Annotated in this window: 18 protein-coding genes; 6 read left to right on the forward strand and 12 right to left on the reverse strand. The window is 62.5% G+C overall.

The annotated features are described in order from the left end of the window. Positions 1–319 precede the first annotated feature (319 nt). A complete protein-coding gene (gene sfnG, locus WA302_RS20115; RefSeq protein ID WP_044029803.1) occupies positions 320–1,414 on the forward strand; it encodes a dimethylsulfone monooxygenase SfnG in 1,095 nt (364 codons plus the stop codon). 4 nt (positions 1,415–1,418) lie between these two features. Here sfnG and WA302_RS20120 read toward each other — a convergent pair whose 3' ends face one another. From WA302_RS20120 to WA302_RS20160, 9 genes are all read right to left on the reverse strand, one after another. Continuing rightward, positions 1,419–2,309: a LysR family transcriptional regulator gene (locus WA302_RS20120; protein ID WP_089196468.1), complete on the reverse strand. Its 891-nt coding sequence runs from the start codon at positions 2,307–2,309 to the stop codon at positions 1,419–1,421. Between the two features lie 27 nt (positions 2,310–2,336). Continuing rightward, positions 2,337–3,029 carry an MgtC/SapB family protein gene (locus WA302_RS20125; protein WP_019453282.1) on the reverse strand — a complete coding sequence of 231 codons (693 nt, stop codon included), beginning with the start codon at positions 3,027–3,029 and terminating at the stop codon, positions 2,337–2,339. A gap of 111 nt (positions 3,030–3,140) precedes the next feature. Continuing rightward, a complete protein-coding gene (locus tag WA302_RS20130; RefSeq protein WP_033641721.1) occupies positions 3,141–3,920 on the reverse strand; it encodes an ABC transporter ATP-binding protein in 780 nt (259 codons plus the stop codon). 585 nt (positions 3,921–4,505) lie between these two features. After that, positions 4,506–5,576, reverse strand: coding sequence for a porin (locus WA302_RS20135; RefSeq protein WP_060448211.1), 1,071 nt, complete (start codon positions 5,574–5,576; stop codon positions 4,506–4,508). A 32-nt stretch (positions 5,577–5,608) separates the two neighbouring features. After that, positions 5,609–6,400 carry an ABC transporter ATP-binding protein gene (locus WA302_RS20140; protein WP_193402583.1) on the reverse strand — a complete coding sequence of 264 codons (792 nt, stop codon included), beginning with the start codon at positions 6,398–6,400 and terminating at the stop codon, positions 5,609–5,611. A 15-nt stretch (positions 6,401–6,415) separates the two neighbouring features. Beyond that, positions 6,416–8,137 carry an ABC transporter permease gene (locus WA302_RS20145; RefSeq protein ID WP_025305141.1) on the reverse strand — a complete coding sequence of 574 codons (1,722 nt, stop codon included), beginning with the start codon at positions 8,135–8,137 and terminating at the stop codon, positions 6,416–6,418. A 482-nt stretch (positions 8,138–8,619) separates the two neighbouring features. After that, on the reverse strand, positions 8,620–9,309 hold the full coding sequence (locus WA302_RS20150; protein WP_025305142.1) for a trehalose-6-phosphate synthase: 690 nt from the start codon (positions 9,307–9,309) through the stop codon (positions 8,620–8,622). A 13-nt stretch (positions 9,310–9,322) separates the two neighbouring features. Next, positions 9,323–9,733: a GNAT family N-acetyltransferase gene (locus tag WA302_RS20155; protein WP_025305143.1), complete on the reverse strand. Its 411-nt coding sequence runs from the start codon at positions 9,731–9,733 to the stop codon at positions 9,323–9,325. Positions 9,734–9,765: 32 nt separating this feature from the next. Continuing rightward, positions 9,766–11,136 (reverse strand): glutamine synthetase family protein, encoded by a 1,371-nt coding sequence (locus WA302_RS20160; RefSeq protein ID WP_049294777.1) that lies wholly within the window; start codon positions 11,134–11,136, stop codon positions 9,766–9,768. A 236-nt stretch (positions 11,137–11,372) separates the two neighbouring features. On the opposite strand from WA302_RS20160, the gene WA302_RS20165 reads away from it, so the two are divergent. Next, positions 11,373–11,672: a hypothetical protein gene (locus WA302_RS20165; RefSeq protein WP_336064711.1), complete on the forward strand. Its 300-nt coding sequence runs from the start codon at positions 11,373–11,375 to the stop codon at positions 11,670–11,672. A gap of 15 nt (positions 11,673–11,687) precedes the next feature. Here the strand turns inward: WA302_RS20165 and WA302_RS20170 are convergent, their stop codons facing one another. Genes WA302_RS20170 through WA302_RS20180 form a run of 3 tightly spaced genes read right to left on the reverse strand, consistent with a single transcriptional unit; the run spans position 11,688 to position 13,175 of the window. Further along, positions 11,688–12,089, reverse strand: a complete 402-nt coding sequence (locus WA302_RS20170; RefSeq protein WP_072070302.1) for a putative T6SS immunity periplasmic lipoprotein — start codon at positions 12,087–12,089, stop codon at positions 11,688–11,690. Beyond that, positions 12,086–12,286 (reverse strand): hypothetical protein, encoded by a 201-nt coding sequence (locus tag WA302_RS25350; protein ID WP_442992108.1) that lies wholly within the window; start codon positions 12,284–12,286, stop codon positions 12,086–12,088. The genes WA302_RS20170 and WA302_RS25350 overlap by 4 nt, the downstream gene beginning before the upstream one ends. Continuing rightward, positions 12,258–13,175: a LysR family transcriptional regulator gene (locus WA302_RS20180; RefSeq protein ID WP_043136234.1), complete on the reverse strand. Its 918-nt coding sequence runs from the start codon at positions 13,173–13,175 to the stop codon at positions 12,258–12,260. The genes WA302_RS25350 and WA302_RS20180 overlap by 29 nt, the downstream gene beginning before the upstream one ends. Positions 13,176–13,343: 168 nt before the next feature. Between WA302_RS20180 and WA302_RS20185 the strand changes: the two genes are divergently transcribed. Genes WA302_RS20185 through WA302_RS20200 form a run of 4 tightly spaced genes read left to right on the forward strand, consistent with a single transcriptional unit; the run spans position 13,344 to position 16,848 of the window. Then, positions 13,344–14,042: a CoA transferase subunit A gene (locus tag WA302_RS20185; protein ID WP_004933280.1), complete on the forward strand. Its 699-nt coding sequence runs from the start codon at positions 13,344–13,346 to the stop codon at positions 14,040–14,042. A gap of 11 nt (positions 14,043–14,053) precedes the next feature. After that, complete coding sequence (locus tag WA302_RS20190) at positions 14,054–14,707, forward strand: CoA transferase subunit B (RefSeq protein WP_197812973.1); 654 nt, start codon at positions 14,054–14,056, stop codon at positions 14,705–14,707. 14 nt (positions 14,708–14,721) lie between these two features. Further along, positions 14,722–15,906, forward strand: coding sequence for an acetyl-CoA C-acetyltransferase (locus WA302_RS20195; RefSeq protein ID WP_049294780.1), 1,185 nt, complete (start codon positions 14,722–14,724; stop codon positions 15,904–15,906). A gap of 18 nt (positions 15,907–15,924) precedes the next feature. Beyond that, positions 15,925–16,848, forward strand: coding sequence for a 3-hydroxyacyl-CoA dehydrogenase family protein (locus WA302_RS20200; RefSeq protein ID WP_261456558.1), 924 nt, complete (start codon positions 15,925–15,927; stop codon positions 16,846–16,848). Positions 16,849–16,889 lie beyond the last annotated feature (41 nt).

Genomic DNA, 16,889 nt, shown 5'->3' on the forward strand with positions numbered 1-16,889 from the left:
CTCATCATCGCCGGGGGTAAGGGGGGAAGACAGGCGTATTTCGGTCAGCGGTCAGATCCGCCGGGTGAACGGTTGGATTGGCGGGGTAAGCGGTTTGTTGCATAACCAACAGCCGCCCGTCAGCCGCTGTTGCCAATGCAGCACCCGCCCGAACTCGCTGGCTTTAAACTCCCGGTTTTTCAGCCAGATGCCTTAATACGGCGGTTGGCACGCATCCTGCTATCGGTTTTATAACCAAAACAATGTTTTCAATATTTGGAAGTCAATAATGGTTATATGCGCGCCGCATAACGGCGCCGACGGTCAGAGGGAGAGAAGCATGTCAGCAGCAAACCACTCGCAGCAGCCGATTCAGTTCGCCTACTGGGTGCCGAACGTTTCCGGCGGCCTGGTGATCAGCAATATCCCGCAGCGCACCGGTTGGGACATCGGTTATAACCGCAAGCTGGCGCAGATCGCCGAGCGCGCCGGTTTCGACTACGCGCTTACCCAGATCCGCTTCACCGCCGGTTACGGCGCGGAAAACCAGCACGAGTCGGTGTCGTTTTCGCAGGCGCTGCTGGATTCTACCGAGAAGCTGAAGGTGATCGCCGCGCTGCTGCCGGGGCCGTGGAACCCCACGCTGGCGGCCAAACAGATCGCCACCATCAGCCATCTTTCCAACGCGCGCATCGCGGTGAACATTGTCAGCGGCTGGTTCCGCGGCGAGTTCAAGGCCATCGGCGAGCCGTGGCTGGATCATGAGGAGCGCTACCTGCGTTCGGAAGAGTTTATCCGCTGCCTGCGCGGCATCTGGACTGAGCCCAGCTTCACCTTCGCCGGCGATTTCTACCGTTTCCGCGACTACTCGCTGAAGCCGAAGCCGCTGGCGCCGTTGCCGGAAATTTTCCAGGGCGGCAGCTCACGCGCGGCGCGCGACATGGCGGCGCGGGTCTCGGACTGGTATTTCACCAATGGCAACAGCGTGGAGGGCATTCGCCGGCAGGTGGAGGATATCCAGAGCAAGGCGCAGGCCAATCACCATCGGGTGAAGGTGGGGGTGAACGGTTTCGTCATCGCCCGCGAGAGCGAACAGGCGGCGCAGGCGGTGCTGCAGGAGATCATCGATCATGCCAACCCGGAGGCGGTGCAGGGCTTCGGGCACGAGGTGAAAAACGCCGGGGCGGCCTCGCCCGAGGGCGAGGGCAACTGGGCCAAATCCACCTTCGAAGATTTGGTGCAGTATAACGACGGGTTTAAAACCAACCTGATCGGCACGCCGCAGCAGATCGCCGAGCGCATCATCGCGTTGAAAGACGCCGGGGTGGATCTGCTGTTGCTGGCATTTCTGCACTTCCAGGAAGAGGTGGAGTACTTCGGCCGCGAAGTGATCCCGCTGGTGCGCGAACTGGAGCGCCAGCGGGCGGCGGCCTGAGCGTTCAACCCGTTTGCAGGGTTTGCAGCAGGTGGATAAAGGCGGCGCTGAGCGGCGGCGTGGCCGGCTCATGGCGGGTAAAGACGTAAAAGCGCGCGCTGATGTCGATCTCGTGCGTCGGGATTTTCTGCAGGTGCAGGTGCAGCTGCGGGGCGTAGTGCGCGACCACTCGATCGCTCAGCAGCGCGATATAGCCCTGCTGCCTGACCAGGCACCAGGTCGCCAGAAAGGAGTCGGTCTCGACGATCTGGCCGTGCGGCGTGTAGCGTTCGGCGATCTCGCGGATGGCGGCATGCCCCACCGAGCAGGAGCGCGGCACCACCCATTTGGCCTCGGCCGGCGGCTGCCCGGCTGCGGTAAGATCGCCTCCCTGATAGAGCGAGAAGCGCTCGCTTTTCAGCGCCTGCATGGCCAGATCGGCGCCGCCCGCCGCGCCGTTCAGGCTGCTGACCGCCAAATCCAGCTCGCAGTTTCGCAGCCGGGCCAGCAGGCCTTCCGGGCCGTCCTCCACCACCGTCACCCGGGTATGCGGGTAGCGGCGGTTGAAGCCTTCGAGCACCTGCGGCAGATAGCACAGCAGTGGATCGACGCTCATCCCCACCCGCAGGCGCTTCTCGCCGTCGGCGCTCAGGCCGCGCAGCTCGTCAAACGCGTTGAGCAACTGGTTGGTGGCGGCGTCTATCCGCCGGTAAAACAGCTCGCCGACCGCCGTCAGGCGCACGCCGCGGTTGCTGCGCTCCAGCAGCCGCGCGCCGATGGACATTTCCAGCTCTTTGAGCACCCGGCTTAGCGTCGGTTGCGAGACGGCCAGCTTTTTCGCGGCATCGTGCAAACTTCCGCAGTGAACGATGTCTTTGAACATCGTCAGATGAGCCAGTTTTGGCATGGTTTTCATGGTGGATCTCCCTGGAAGTGAACGGCATTAGCCGGAGCCGGCGATGCGGCTGTAATAGGCCTGTTTCATCATGCTGTCGTTCAGCAGTTTATTGATGGTCTGGTCGAGCACCGGCGTGGTGACGGAGGCCGGCATCAGCGTGGCGGTGATCTCCACGTCGTCGTCGCCAAAGGGTTCGATATCCAGATGCGAGATAAAGCAGTTTTCTCCTTGCAGCACCTGTTTGAATTTGGCCAGCGCTTCACGCTGTTCATGCTCGAAGGCAATGACGCAAATCTGGTAGGTGGATTCGCCGTTAACGTCATTGAAGGGCTGTTTGTTGACCATATTGACCAGCGGGCGCAGCAGGGTGTTGGCGGCGAGCACGAACAGCGTGGCGGCCAGCGCATCGCCGTACAGGCCGCAGCCGGCGCAGGCGCCAACCGCCGCGGAGCCCCAGAGCGTGGCGGCGGTGTTCAGGCCGCGGATGTTCATCCCTTCTTTCATGATGGCCCCGGCGCCGAGAAAGCCGACGCCGGAGACCACGTAGGAGATGACCCGCACCGCGCCGCCGCTGCCGTCGATGGTCATGGCCAGGTGGACGAAGATCGCCGCGCTGGTGGCCACCAGCGTATTGGTGCGCAGCCCGGCGGTGCGCTGGCGGAATTGTCTTTCGTAGCCGATGGCGGCGCCCAGGACGGACGCGGTCAGCAGCGTCAGCAGTGTATGAATGAAATGCATGATAATAACTCGATGTATTATCCGCTTATCATGAGCCACCCGTGGCGGGGTGACTCTTGATAAACAGGTAGTTAAGTTGGCGGGATCCGTCCCGCCAGGCCAGGGCGGCGCTCAGTGCGCGGCGGCGATCTGCCGGCTGAGCGTCTCGCTGATTTTGTCCGTCAGCGGCTGCATCCCCTCGCGGGTGCGCGTCTCGCGGCGCTGCGCGATGTGATAGCAGCCGTCGAGGGTGCCGGCGCCCAGCAGGAGGATGCGATCAGACATCATCACCGCTTCCTCTACGCTGTGGGTCACCAGCACGATGGAGCGGGTTTTGATCTGGCGCGTGCTCCAGATGCGCAGCAGATCGCTGCGCAGGTGTTCGCCGGTATAGACGTCCAGCGCGGAAAAGGGCTCGTCCAGCAACAGCAGCATCGGTTCTACCGCCAGCGCGCGCGCAAAGCCGACCCGCTGGCGCATGCCGCCGGAAAGCTCGCGCGGGTAGGCGTCGCGGTAGGGCGCGAGACCGACCAGATCGAGCATTTTCAGCGTCTGGGTTTCGACCACCTGCGGCGGCAGATCCTGCGCCTGCAGCCCGAAGGCGATATTTTGATAGACGTTCAGCCACGGGAAAATGGCGAAGGTCTGGAACACCATGTTGATCTGCGGATTCGGCCCCGAGACTTTTTTATCCCCCAGCATCACGGTGCCCAGATCCGGCGCGATCAGGCCGGAAAGTATGCGCAGCAGGGTGGATTTGCCCGAGCCGGACTGCCCCAAAATACTGACGACCTCGTTATCGTAGAGGCGCAGGTTGATTTCATTCAGCACCAGGCGTTTTTCTTTACCGGTAGGCTGAACGCTTTTGCTGACGTTATTAACCGTCAGCAGCGTGGTTTTTTTTACCATCATGATGTTTCTCCACTCAATTAAAAATATGAGCATGGAAAAATGGCCGATAGTTATCGCCGCGCAGGGGTAAAATAAATGCGAGCGCAAATAAGCCTGAGCGTTATCGGACTGTTAATAAGCGTATGCTGGAAGGATTAGCCTGTCAGGCGCGCCGGAGCGGCGTACGCGGAGGCCATGCGCTGAAGGGGTAAAGCGAAGGGATGTGGTAACTGACGCATATCCTGACACTTTCAGGATGCAATGGGATGACTATTGCTCCTGTGACCTCAGCGATTCCAACAATAAAATAAACAACCAACTGTCGCCGTCCATATCATTTCCCCGTTATTTTTCGTGTGGCCATAATACGCGTGATATTGCCTGTGATTCAATGTGGTTAGGCGGAATTATCGCGGCAAAATGTAATTTAATATGAATGCGGGAAAGTTTTTCTTTATTTATTAAACGGGGTGTCAACGAAAATCATGAGAATGAATATAGGCGTTATTTTATGGAAATATAAACCTGAATTAAACGAGAGAATAACAGGGCGGGCGCAAGACAAATAATGAACCGGCCGCAGCGCGCGCTGCGGCCGGTATCGGGTCAGAACTGATACATGATGCCGGTTTCGACAATGTCGTCGGCGCCGGCGCCGACGGCGTTCTGCCGTTGCAGCAGGTTGAGCTTGTACTCCACGTAGGTCGACATATTGGCGTTGAAGCTGTAGTTCAGCGCCAGATCCAGGTATTTGACCAGATCGGCGTCGCCGATGCCGGGCAGGTTACGGCCGCGCGTTTGCAGGTAGGCTACCGAGGGCGTGACGCCGGAATCGAAGTGATACTGCGCGACCGCCTCGACGGCGTCCGCGCGGGGGGCGAAGCCGGCGTAGCGATCGCCGTCGACGTAGGTCATGTTCTCAGTGCGCGCGTAGCTGGCCGCCAGGTAGAGGTTGTCCTGGTCGTATTTCAGCCCCAGGGTCCAGGCCCGGGCGCGATCGCCGTCAGCCAGGCCGAAGCGCTGTTGCGCCAGCGTGCGCGCAGAGTTGGCGTAGGCGCCGCCAACGTTGAGCCCCACGCCGGTGTCGTAGGTGGCGGAAAAGGCGTAGCCATCGCCGTTTTGCGTCTGGATATCCTTCGCCCTTTGAGCGTCGTCCCCCCGATTCTTCCCCTGATATTGCAGGCCGAGATCCAGGCCGCCCAGGCTGCGGTTGTGGTAGGTCAGCAGGCCGTTGGCGCGGCCGGTCATAAAGTTGTCGGCCGCTTCGTAGCTGTCGTTGCCGAATTCAGGCAGCACGTCCGTCCAGCCGGCCACGTCATACAGCAGGCCGTAGTTGCGGCCGTAGTCCAGGCTGCCCCAGCGGCCGAACGTCAGCCCGGCGAAGCCCAGCCGGGTATAGCTATTGCCCGGCCCGGCGCTTTCCGGCTGATCGAGCCCCGCCTGATATTCCCATTGGCCATACCCTGTCAGCCCGTCGGCGATCTGCGTCTCGCCTTTGAAACCGAAGCGGGTATAGGAGCGGTCGCCGTTATTGTCGGCGTCGCTGCTGAAGTAATGCACGCCGTTCAGCTGGCCGTACAGATCCAGTTTATTGCCGTCTTTATTGATGATTTCCGCGCCGGCGGCGGCGGCCGGCAGCAGGATGATCAGCGTCATCAGCACGCTTTTATGGTTCATTTCAGTTCCCCAAGTGGATGAAAACAGGGCCGTTAACCGGCCGGTTGCGCTTGCGCGATTTTTTTGTATAGGCAGCTGCGGATCCGATCGGTGAGGTGCCGCAGGCTTTCCCGGTTGCGCGCCGCACGCGGGATATTGACGCTGAATTCGTCATCGATCCGTTTGCTGGTCGCGTCCAGGATCAGCACCCGATCGGACATCAGCACCGCCTCTTCGACGTCGTGGGTCACCATCACCATGGCGCGCGTGCGCAGCCGGTTGTCTCCCCACAGCGCCAGCAGATCGCTGCGTAGTTTTTGCGCGGTAAAGATATCGAGGGCGGAGAAGGGCTCGTCCAGCAGCAAGACATCGGGCTCTACCGCCAACGCCCGGGCGAAGCCCACGCGCTGGCGCATGCCGCCCGAGAGCTCGCGCGGCCAGGCGTGCTCATAGCCGCTCAGCCCCACCAGGCGCAGCAGCGCCCCCAGCCGCTCGGCGATCGTCTGCGGCGGCAGCCGTTGCGCCAGCAGCCCGAAGGCGATGTTGTCGTACACCGTTAGCCAGGGGTAGAGCGCGTAGGATTGAAACACCATGCCGGCGTTCGCGCTCGGGCCATTGATCGGTTTGCCCGCCAGGGTGAGCGTGCCGCTGTCCGGCGGGATCAGCCCGGCCAGCATGCGCAGCAGCGTGGACTTACCCGAACCGGATTGCCCCAGAATGGTGACGAACTCGCCGGCGTGCACGGTCAGCGACACGTCGCGCAGCACGGGGGTGGGGCGCTTGTTTTCGCCGATAAACGTCTTGTTCAGCCGGCGGGCGCTGATAATTACCTCTTGAGTCAGCATGTTGTTCCCCCTTGATCAGTCATATTTGAATTTGGTTTCCGCGATGCGATACAGCGGTTGCCAGACGAAGATGATGCACAGCGCCACCAGCGCGCACATGGCGGCGCAGCCCAGCGCAGACTCCGGGTTCTTGCCGGCGTCGGTGACGACGGAAATGAACGCGCCCAGCCCGGTGGCGCTGAGGGTGGTGCTGCCCCACTGGATCACCTCGGCGGCGATGGCGCTGTTCCAGGCGCCGCCGGCGGCGGAGATGATGCCCGTCACGATGTAGGGGAAGATCGCCGGCAGCATGTAGTAGCGCCACCAGCGCAAACGGCGCAGGCCGAAGGTTTCGCTGACCTCGGTGATCTGCGTTGGAATGGCGGAAACGCCGGCGATCACGTTGAACAACACGTACCACTGGGTGCCCAGCATGATCATCGGAATGGCCCACCAGCCGAGATCCTGGTGATAAATGGCGATGAAGGCGGCGATCAGCGGGTAGAAAATGTTGGGCGGAATGGCCGCCAGGATCTGGATGATCGGCTGGAAGATCTTCACCAGCCGCGGATTCATGCCGATCCACACCCCCAGCGGCGTGAAGATCGCCACGCTAAGTAGCATGGCCGCGGCCACGCGCGCGGTGGTGAGCAGCATCCATTCCGGCAGCATGGCGAAGTACTGTTTGGGGAAGTATTCCCACAGCCGGTAACCGAACCAGACGCAGGCCAGCACCACGCCGAGATACCACAGGCTGCGCCACAGCCAATTGCCTTTGGCGGCGAGGCGAAACAGGCGGTGCAGGCCGAGGGCGTACCACAGCCGCGGCAGCTTGAACAGCCACAGGTCAGCCAGCGCGCGCAGCGTGCGGCCGAGCGCCGCGCCGACGTGCGAGAAGGCCAGGCTGTTGTAAAACCACGGATTGCCGAGCGGGCGATTGGCGGTGACGTCTTCGTATTTGAAGCGGGCGGTGTAACGCACCAGCGGGCGGAAAACCAGCTGATCGAGCAGCACGATGTTGGCGGCCAGCGCGACGATCGCATACAGGATCGCCGGCACGTTCTGCTGCGCCAGCGCTTCGGCGATATAGGAACCGACGCCGGGCAGTTCGACCGAGCGATCGCCGACCGGAATGGCTTCGGAGGCCACCAGGGCGAACCAGGCGGCGGATTGCGACACCATGGCGTTCCACAGCAGGCCCGGCACCGAATAGATGAATTCCAGCCGCCAGAAGCGTTGCCACGGGTTGTAATTGAAGCTGCGGGCGGCTTCATCCAGCTCCTTGGGCACGATGCGCAGCGTCTGATACAGCGTCAGCATCATGTTCCAGGCCTGGCCGGTAAACACCGCGAAGATAGCGGTGCACTCCAGCCCCATCACGCTGTGCGGGTAGAGGTTGAGAAAGTACACGGTCGTGAAGGTCAGAAACCCCACCAGCGGCACCGACTCCATAAAGTTGACGAAGGGCAGGATCACCCGGCGCAGCGGCGCATAGCGCGCGGCCAGCACGGCGAACACCACAGAAAACAGCAGCGACCAGGCCATGCCGAGGAGAAAACGCATGCTGGTTCTGAGCGAATAATAAAGCAGGTTCCAGGCATCGAGACTAATGGCAGAGACGTTTTGTTCATTGAAGTCGCCGTGCATGTCGCCCCACGCGCGAATAAAAAAGGCAATGAAGAAAACGCCGATGGCGATAACGATAAAGTCATTTAAATAAGACTTTCTGAAAATAGATGTACCCCGGTTATTTTGCATAACGCAATACCTTATTTTTCCCATAAGAAATCCGTCGCCGCTCGGGTAATAGGCCCGGCGACACCAGATAAATACCGCTGTAGCGGTTGAGACAGACGTTGTTTTCGCAGCGGGGCGATGGGCGGGCAGGCAGAGCGGGAAAGGCCGTCAGAAGGGGAGCGGTTGCCGCATTCCGTATCTTTCAGAATGCAACGTGGATGGCATTACTGAAAGGTGCCCAATAGCATTAGCATAAAACTAAAACTTTCATCGCCCATAGGGCCCTCCTCGGTTTAAATATGGCACGGAGAGGGTAATGTGTTTTGCTGATAAAAAGCAATTGGCGGTGTAGGGTTTTTACGGTTGATATGTAACAGGATGAATATTTATTTTTTAATCGCTATATTCAGAAAATAAAATAACCTATTTTGATGGCGGTAAATACGGTGAAAATAAATCACGGCGAAATAAAACGGCGCGCCTGAATACCGCGCGCCGTAACATTAATAAACCTGCCTGCCGTTGATGCCGGCGGGGAAAATGCCGGTGGCGAACAGATGCCCGTTGGCCTGGATCTGATCGTCGGGCAGCATCTCCAGCGGGAATTCGCCCGCCAGGCAGCTGAGAAAGGCGTTGCGATCGTCGGTGGTGGTAAAACCGATCAAATCGTAGAACAGCAGCGACGCGATCAGCTGGCGATGTTCCGGGATGCGCCGCAGCAGCGCCGCCGACGGAAACGGCAGGTGGAAGAAGAACGCGCAGGCGTTCAGCAGCCCCTGTTCCTTCAGCGCCTGCGCGCAGGGCAGCAGCTGGTAGTCATCGATGCAGACGATGTCGCCCGGGCACAGGTGTTCGCAGGCGATATCGGCGAAACGGCGGTTCAGCTGCCGGTAGGCGCAGTAGTTTTCCGGCGTGAAGTGCGCCTTCTCCGGCTGGTTGTGGAACACCGGCCACAGGCCGTCGTGGTAGTAGCCCTGATAGTGGCGGCGGAACTCTTCGATCGACAGCGGGAAGGTCACCTGATCGTAACCGGCACGTTGGCGGCAACTGATCGGGCGCTGCGCGAAATTCTGCACGTCGCCGTTCCAGCCGAGCCACAGCCCCGGTTCGGCGTCGGCCGCCAGCGTCTGGCCGGCGCAGGCCAGATCCTTGCCGTCGCACTGCTTGTTGGAAATCAGCACCAAACGAGACATGAGGGTCTCCTTATCAGTGAAGGGCGCGCAGGGCGTGCGCCGAACCATCGGCGCGCCAGGGCGCTTGCAGAGCGGGCAGCGTGACGCGCAGGCCGCGCAAAGCCGGGTGCGCCAGGCAGCAGCGCGCCAGCCAGCTTCCCAGCCCGACGCCGCGGTACTCGGCGCTGACGAACAGTTCGCTCACCGAGGCGAAGGTGGCGTAGTCGGTCACCATGCGGGCGAAACCGAGCAGGTGGCGCTTGCGGTATAGCCCGAAGCACAGGCCGTGGTGTACCAGGCGCTCCGCCGCCGCCCGATCCTGCAGGCTGAGGAAACGCTGGATCGCGTCGATATCCAACAACTGCCGATCGGTGCTGATATGAAAAACGCCTTTGCGCCAGCAGAGCAGCGGCTGCACGGACGCCCGTTGCGGTTGCATGTTCATGATTATCCTTAGGTTAACGAATCGGAGGTCGGTTACAGCATCCAGCCGAGTTCGGCGGCGGTGACCTGTTCCTCGAAGCGGCGCAGCTCGGCGCTTTTGCAGGTGTGCCACAGGGTACAGAACGCCGGGCCGAGCAGCTCACGCAGCGGATCGCTGTGGCGGAACAGCGCCAGCGCCTCCTGCTGGCCGAGCGGCAAGGGCGCGGCGTTATCGCTCTCGCAGCCGTTGGCGGCGGGCGGCAGCGGCTGCGGGTGTTCCAGCCCGTGCAACAGGCCGCCGAGCATCACCGCCAGCGCCAGATAAGGGTTGGCGTCGGCGCCGGCCAGGCGGTATTCGATACGCTGGTTGGCGCTGTCGGCGCAGGGCAGGCGCAGCGCCACCGTGCGGTTGTTGTGGCCCCAGGAGGCGCGCAGCGGCACGTGCATGCCGGGGCGGAAGCGGCGAAACGCGTTGATGTTGGGCGCCAGGATCGCCATCGATGCCGGCATCAGCGCCAGCATGCCCGCCATCGCCTGCTGCATGTTATCGCTCAGTTCGCCCGGCGCGCCGGTCAGCAGGTTCTCGCCGTGCTCGTCCTGCAAGCTGATATGGAAATGTAGCCCGCTGCCGGCGGCGTGGGCGCAGGGCTTGGCCATAAAGCAGGCGTGCTGGTGATGCTGCTCGGCAATCTGCCGCGTCAGGCGTTTCAGCGCCATGATCTGGTCGCAGGCTTCCAGCACGCGCCGGCTGTGATGCAGATTCAGCTCGTATTGGCCGGAAGCGGCTTCGGCCACCACGCCGGTCAGCGGCAGGCTTTGCAGCCGCGCGTGCCGTTCGATGTCGCTCAGCAGCGCATGGTGGCGCTCGGGCGCATCCACCGCGAAGCTCTGCGTCGGGCAGGTTTCCGCCTCGGCGGGGCGCTGCGGATCCTGCAGGTAGAACTCCAGTTCGGCCGCCACCACCGGGAAGCAGTTGCGCTCGTGCAGGCGCTTCAGCACCCGTTGCAGCACCACACGCGGCTCCAGCTCGCAGGCGCCGCCGTCGGCGTTTTGCATCGTCAGCAGCAGCTGGGCGTGGCGTTCGGGATCGCGCGCGCAGGGGCGCAGCGTGCCGGGCACCGGCAGGCACAGCCGATCCGGCTCCCCCGCCCGCTGCCCCAGCCCGCTTTCTTCAATCACCCGGCCGTGCAGATCCAGGGCGTAGATCGACAGCGGGAAGTAGCAGCCTTTTTCCAGGCCAAAGGCTTCGGCGATCGGCAGGCGCTTGCCGCGCAGCTGGCCGTTCAGATCGTGCAGATAAATATCCAGCTGTTCGGTATCCGGATAGCGCTGCAGGTAGTGTTCCAGCTCTTTGCGGAAGGTGCGCGTCGGCGATGTGGGCAGCTCCGCCAGCAGAGGATTGAAGCCGATGATATTAGAATGCATGGCGCGCTCCAGAACGAAGACCGGTCACGGCCAGAGGCAGGGATAAATGCATGAGACAACTCTCTTGTGAGGCCATAGCGGCGATGTGAAAAGGGTATCTGCGGCGGCAAAAACTGTCTGTAAAAACGCCGTAACGTTAACGGGGCGCGGAATAAAAATGCCGTAAAGAGCGCGGCGGGTTGGCCGGGGCGGCACGGTCTATACTGGCGAGATGGGCCGTAGAAGGAGAGATAACGATGAAGATAATAGGGCTGCTTATCGCCGCGCTGGCCGCGTTCCACGCCACCGCGTCTTCCCCACAGGCGTGGGCCGAGAGCGAACGGGCGATGCGCGCCGCCTGCCTGAAAGCCAGCGGGCTAAAAAACGCCAGGGTGGAAGGGGAGATTATTCACTACGGTGACGACGTCGGCTATTCGGCGCTGTTTATCGGTGGGCGCTACCCGCAGCCGTTTATGAAAAACCAGCCGGGCAGGGAGCTGTGCTTATATCAGCGCGCCACGCAGAAGGCGGCGGTGCAGGCGGTGGAGGGGGAATAAATAATCCCAGTCTCCTTACTGTAGCTGTATTTCTCCCTTGGGATTAATTCTTAAGTTGAATTTTTTCATGTATTTACGCCTTTCCGTGTCGTTATTCATCGAGATGCCGAGCAAGACTGAGTATTCTCCCGCTGCCCAGTTTACTTGCGGATAGGTGACGCATTGTCCCGGTTTCAGGTCAGGCAACGGAGTGATTTCTGGTGAGGTCCAGACGATATGCCATTGCTGTTGTTCCTGTCGTGAGACGATCACTCCCCGGTTTTGCAGTTTGTCGCCGCTGCGAACGCTGTTGATAGGCACGGCAAAGCAAGGTTGATTGTCTTTGAGCGAGACATCCAACGGATGGTACCAGGGCTGAGTGGATTGACAGCCGTTCAGTAGCAGTACGCACAGCAAAGAGAGATAACGTCTTGTCATAATAAGGTGTTCCGGTTCTTTGGATTTTTCAGGAAAGCTCGCAATACCCATTCATAGCGTTTTTTGATGTCTGGCCCAATAATGCCGCTGTAGTTGGTGGCTACGTGGAAGCGATGGGCGGCACGTTGCGCCTGGACGTTGAGCTGCCGGGCGGCAAGCACGTCGGGTTTACGGTTTAAGCGCAGGCTGCCCGCCACTCCCCGCCATTTCTCGTTCGATCACCGTCGCCAGCGCCTGCGCGGCGGAAGAGAGTTGGTGCTGCGCCAGGCGGATCAGGCCCACGCGCCGTTCGATAATCGGGCCGATCAGCGGCACGCAGACCGCCCCCAGCTCATCCATCTGTTTCTCGCACAGCGCCGGCACCGCGCTGGCGCCGAGGCCGTTGGCCACCATGCGCCCGACCGTCACCAACTGGTGGCTTTCAAACGCCACCTCCAGCGTTCGCCCGCTGCGGGCCAGCTCCTGCTCCAGCAGCAGCCGCACCGCCGATGGCCGCTGCAGGGTGATGAAATCCAGCGTCAGCAGCTCCTTCCAGCTGACCTGCGCCTTGCGCGCCAGCGCCGAATCCTTCGGCACCACCGCCAGAAAGCGATCGCGGCACAGCGGGGTGAAGTGCAGGGTGTCGCTCGGCTCCGGCTCGAAGGCGATGCCCATCTCCACCCGCCCTTCGCGGATCATTTCAAACACCTGCTCGTTGATGACGTCGTGCACCGCCACGTTGATGCCGGCGTAGCGATCGCGAAACGCCTTGAGGATCGGCGGTAGCGGGTTGCCGGCGAACGACGGCATGGCGGCGAGCGCCACCTTGCCCATCTGCAGGGTGAAGCGCTGGCGCATTGCCTCTTCCGCGTTGTCCCAATCCGCCAGCAGCTGGCGCGCCATCGGGAAGAAGGTTTCCCCCTCCGGCGTCAGCGTCACTCGGCGGGTGGTGCGCAACAGCAGCGGCCCGCCCAGCGCGTCCTCCAGCCCACGGATCGCCAGGCTGAGCGCCGGCTGAGAAATATTCAGCCGCTCGCTGGCCTGGGCGAAATTCAGAGTGTGAGCTACCGCTAAAAACGCGCGTAACTGTTTGATGCTCATTTTCATTTTGGCTTTCGTTAACTCTTTGTTAATTGTCGGTTAACGACTGATTAATAAAAATTCTAAATGAATGCGGCATAAAAACAAAATTAACAAATCATTTTTGTGACCTGAAGATGCCCTCACGCAAGCCAGGGCATTTCGCCCTGCGCCGCAACATGCAGGGGCAACGATATGGCAGGGCTCGACAAACGCGTCGGCAGCTACCAGGAAGCGCTGGCAGGCCTGACGGACAACATGACGGTGCTGGCGGGCGGCTTTGGCCTGTGCGGCATCCCGGAGAATCTGATCGAAGAGATCCGCCGGCGCGGCGTGCGCGGGTTGACGGTGGTTTCCAACAACTGCGGCGTCGACGGGTTCGGCCTCGGGCGGCTGCTGGAAACCCATCAGATCCGCAAGGTGGTGGGATCTTACGTCGGTGAAAACGCGCTGTTCGAGCAGCAGGCGCTCAGCGGCGAGCTGGAGGTGGATCTCACGCCGCAGGGCACGCTGGCGGAGAAGATCCGCGCCGGCGGCGCCGGTATCCCGGCGTTCTTCACCGCCACCGGTTACGGCACGCCGATCGCCGAAGGCAAAGAGGTGCGCGAGTTCAACGGCCGCCCCTACATCATGGAAACCGCCATCACCGGCGATTTCGCCATCGTGAAAGGCTGGAAGGCCGATCACTTCGGCAACGTCATCTACCGCCACACCGCGCAGAACTTCAATCCGCTGATGGCGACCGCCGGGCGCATCACGGTGGTGGAAGTGGAAGAGATCGTCGCACCGGGCGAGCTGGATCCGGCGGCGATCCACACCCCCGGCATCTACGTCGATCGGCTGATTCAGGGCACCTTCGAAAAGCGTATCGAACAACGCACCCTGCGGGCATAAGGAGAATTCGCATGCTTACCCGTGAACAAATGGCGCAGCGCGTGGCGCAAGAGCTGAGGGACGGTTACTACGTCAACCTGGGCATCGGCATCCCGACGCTGGTGGCCAACTACGTGCCGGCGGGCATGGACGTGATGCTGCAGTCGGAAAACGGCCTGCTGGGGATGGGCGAGTTCCCGACCGAGCAGCAGCTGGACGCCGACATGATCAACGCCGGCAAGCAGACGGTCACCGCGCGCCTCGGCGCGTCGATCTTCGATTCGGCGCAGTCGTTCGCCATGATCCGCGGCGGCCACGTCGATCTGACCGTACTGGGGGCGTTTGAAGTGGACGTCGAGGGCAACATCGCCTCGTGGATGATCCCCGGCAAGATGGTCAAGGGCATGGGCGGCGCGATGGATTTGGTGGCGGGGGCGGAGAACATCATCGTGGTGATGACCCACGCCGCGAAAGGCGGCGAGTCCAAGCTGCTGCCGCGCTGCACGCTGCCGCTGACTGGCGCCAACTGCATCCGCAAGGTATTGACCGATCTGGCCTATCTGGAAATTGAAGAGGGCGCCTTCGTGCTGCGCGAACGCGCGCCGGGCGTCAGCGTGGCGGAGATTGTCGCCAAAACCGCCGGCCGGCTGATCGTGCCGGAGCATGTGCCGGAAATGCGTTTCTGAAACGGGAGGTGAATGTGCAACAACGTGAAGTGGTGATTGTGGCGGCGACGCGCACGCCGGTCGGCAGTTTTCACGGCGTGCTGGCGCCGCTGACGGCGGTGGAACTGGGCACGGCGGCGGTGCAGGGGCTGCTGGCGCAAAGCGGCGTGGCGCCGCAGCAGATCGATGAAGTGATCCTCGGCCAGGTGCTGACCGCCGGCTGCGGGCAGAATCCGGCGCGCCAGACCGCGCTGAATGCCGGGCTGCCCGTGACGACGCCGGCGCTGACCATCAACAAGGTGTGCGGCTCCGGTTTGAAGGCGGTGCATCTGGCGGTGCAGGCGATCCGCAGCGGCGACGCCGACGCGGTGATCGCCGGCGGCCAGGAGAGCATGAGCCAGTCGCCTTACCTGATGGCCGGCGCGCGCGCCGGCCTGCGCCTCGGTCACGCGCAGATGGTGGACAGCGTGATCCACGATGGCCTGTGGGACGCGTTCAACGACTACCACATGGGCATCACCGCCGAGAACCTGGCGGAGAAATACGCCATCAGCCGCGCCGAGCAGGACAGCTTTGCGCTGTGCTCGCAGCAGAAGGCGCAGGCGGCGCAGCAGGCCGGGCGTTTTGCGCAGGAGATTACGCCGGTGACGGTGCCGCAGCCGAAGGGCGAGGCGCTGCGGGTAGAGCGCGACGAACAGCCGCGCGACACCAGCCTGGAGGCGCTGGCGCGGTTGCGCCCGGCGTTTCGCAAAGAGGGCACGGTGACCGCCGGCAACGCCTCGTCGCTCAACGACGGCGCCGCCGTGGTGTTGCTGATGAGCGCGGAAAAAGCCGCCGCGCTGCGCTTGCCGGTACTGGCGCGCATCGCCGGTTACGCCTCGTCGGGGGTCGATCCGGCGATCATGGGCATCGGCCCGGCGCCGGCCGCGCGCCGCTGCCTGGAGAAAGCCGGCTGGCGGCTGGAGGACGTCGATCTGATCGAGGCTAACGAAGCCTTCGCCGCGCAGGCGCTGGCGATGGGCAAAGAACTGGGCTGGGAGGCGGAGCGGGTCAACGTCAACGGCGGAGCGATCGCGCTGGGGCATCCGATCGGCGCCTCCGGCTGCCGCATTTTGGTGTCGCTGCTGTACGAAATGCAGCGCCGCGAGGTGAGCAAAGGGCTGGCGATGCTGTGCATCGGCGGCGGGCAGGGGGTGGCGCTGGCGGTAGAGCGCCCGTAAACAACCGAGGAGGGCACCATGCAGTCATCTGACTATGCGGTACTGGGCGCCGGGCTGATGGGGGTGGGTATCGCCACCCACTTTATTCGCCACGGCCATGAGGTGTTGCTGTATGACCCGGATCCGCAGCGCCGGGAGGAAGCGCCGGCGGTAGCGAGCGGCATTCTGGCCGAGCTGAGCGACGTCGGGCAGTTTGATCGCGGTGAGCGCGACGCGGCGCTGGCGCGCCTGCGCGTGACCGGCGATCTGAATGGCGTGGCGCGCGCCCGGCTGCTTATCGAGGCGATCCCGGAACGGCTCGAGCTGAAGCACGCGCTGTATGAGCAACTGGAGGGGCTGATCGCCGACGACGCGGTGATTGCCAGCAACACCAGCGGCCTGCCGCCGGACGAGCTGGCGGCGCGCATGACCCATCCGCAGCGGCTGCTGATCGCCCACTTCTGGCACCCGCCGCACCTGATCCCGCTGGTGGAGATCGTGCCCGGCCGCGCCACCGATCCGCGCCATCTGGCGGCGGTGCAGGCGCTGCTCGGCGGGATGGCGCTGGAGGCGGTGCTGCTGGAACGCGCCGCGCCGGGGTTTGTCGGCAACCGGCTGCAGTTTGCGGTGCTGCGCGAGGCGCTGCACATCGTCCACAGCGGCATCGCCAGCGCCGAGGTGGTGGATCAGGTGATGCGCGCCTCGCTGGGGCGGCGCTACGCCATGGTCGGCCCGCTGGAGGCCGCCGACATGACCGGGCTGGCGACGGTGGCGGACATCGCCCGCCACCTGTTCCCGGAACTGGCGACCGGCGACGAGATGATGGCGCTGGTGGAACAGCGGCTGCGGCGCGGCGATACCGGCCAGCGCAGCGGCCGGGGATTTTATCTTTGGGATGAAGCCCGCAAGGAACGCATTCAACGGCGACGGGCGCATCAGCTGCGCTTTGCGCTGAAACCGTAATTTCGCACGCCGTACCTGACAATAACAACGATAGCGAGGTG

The sequence above is a fragment of the Serratia sp. 201 genome, from assembly GCF_037027545.1.
Classification (GTDB): Bacteria; Pseudomonadota; Gammaproteobacteria; order Enterobacterales; family Enterobacteriaceae; genus Serratia; species Serratia bockelmannii.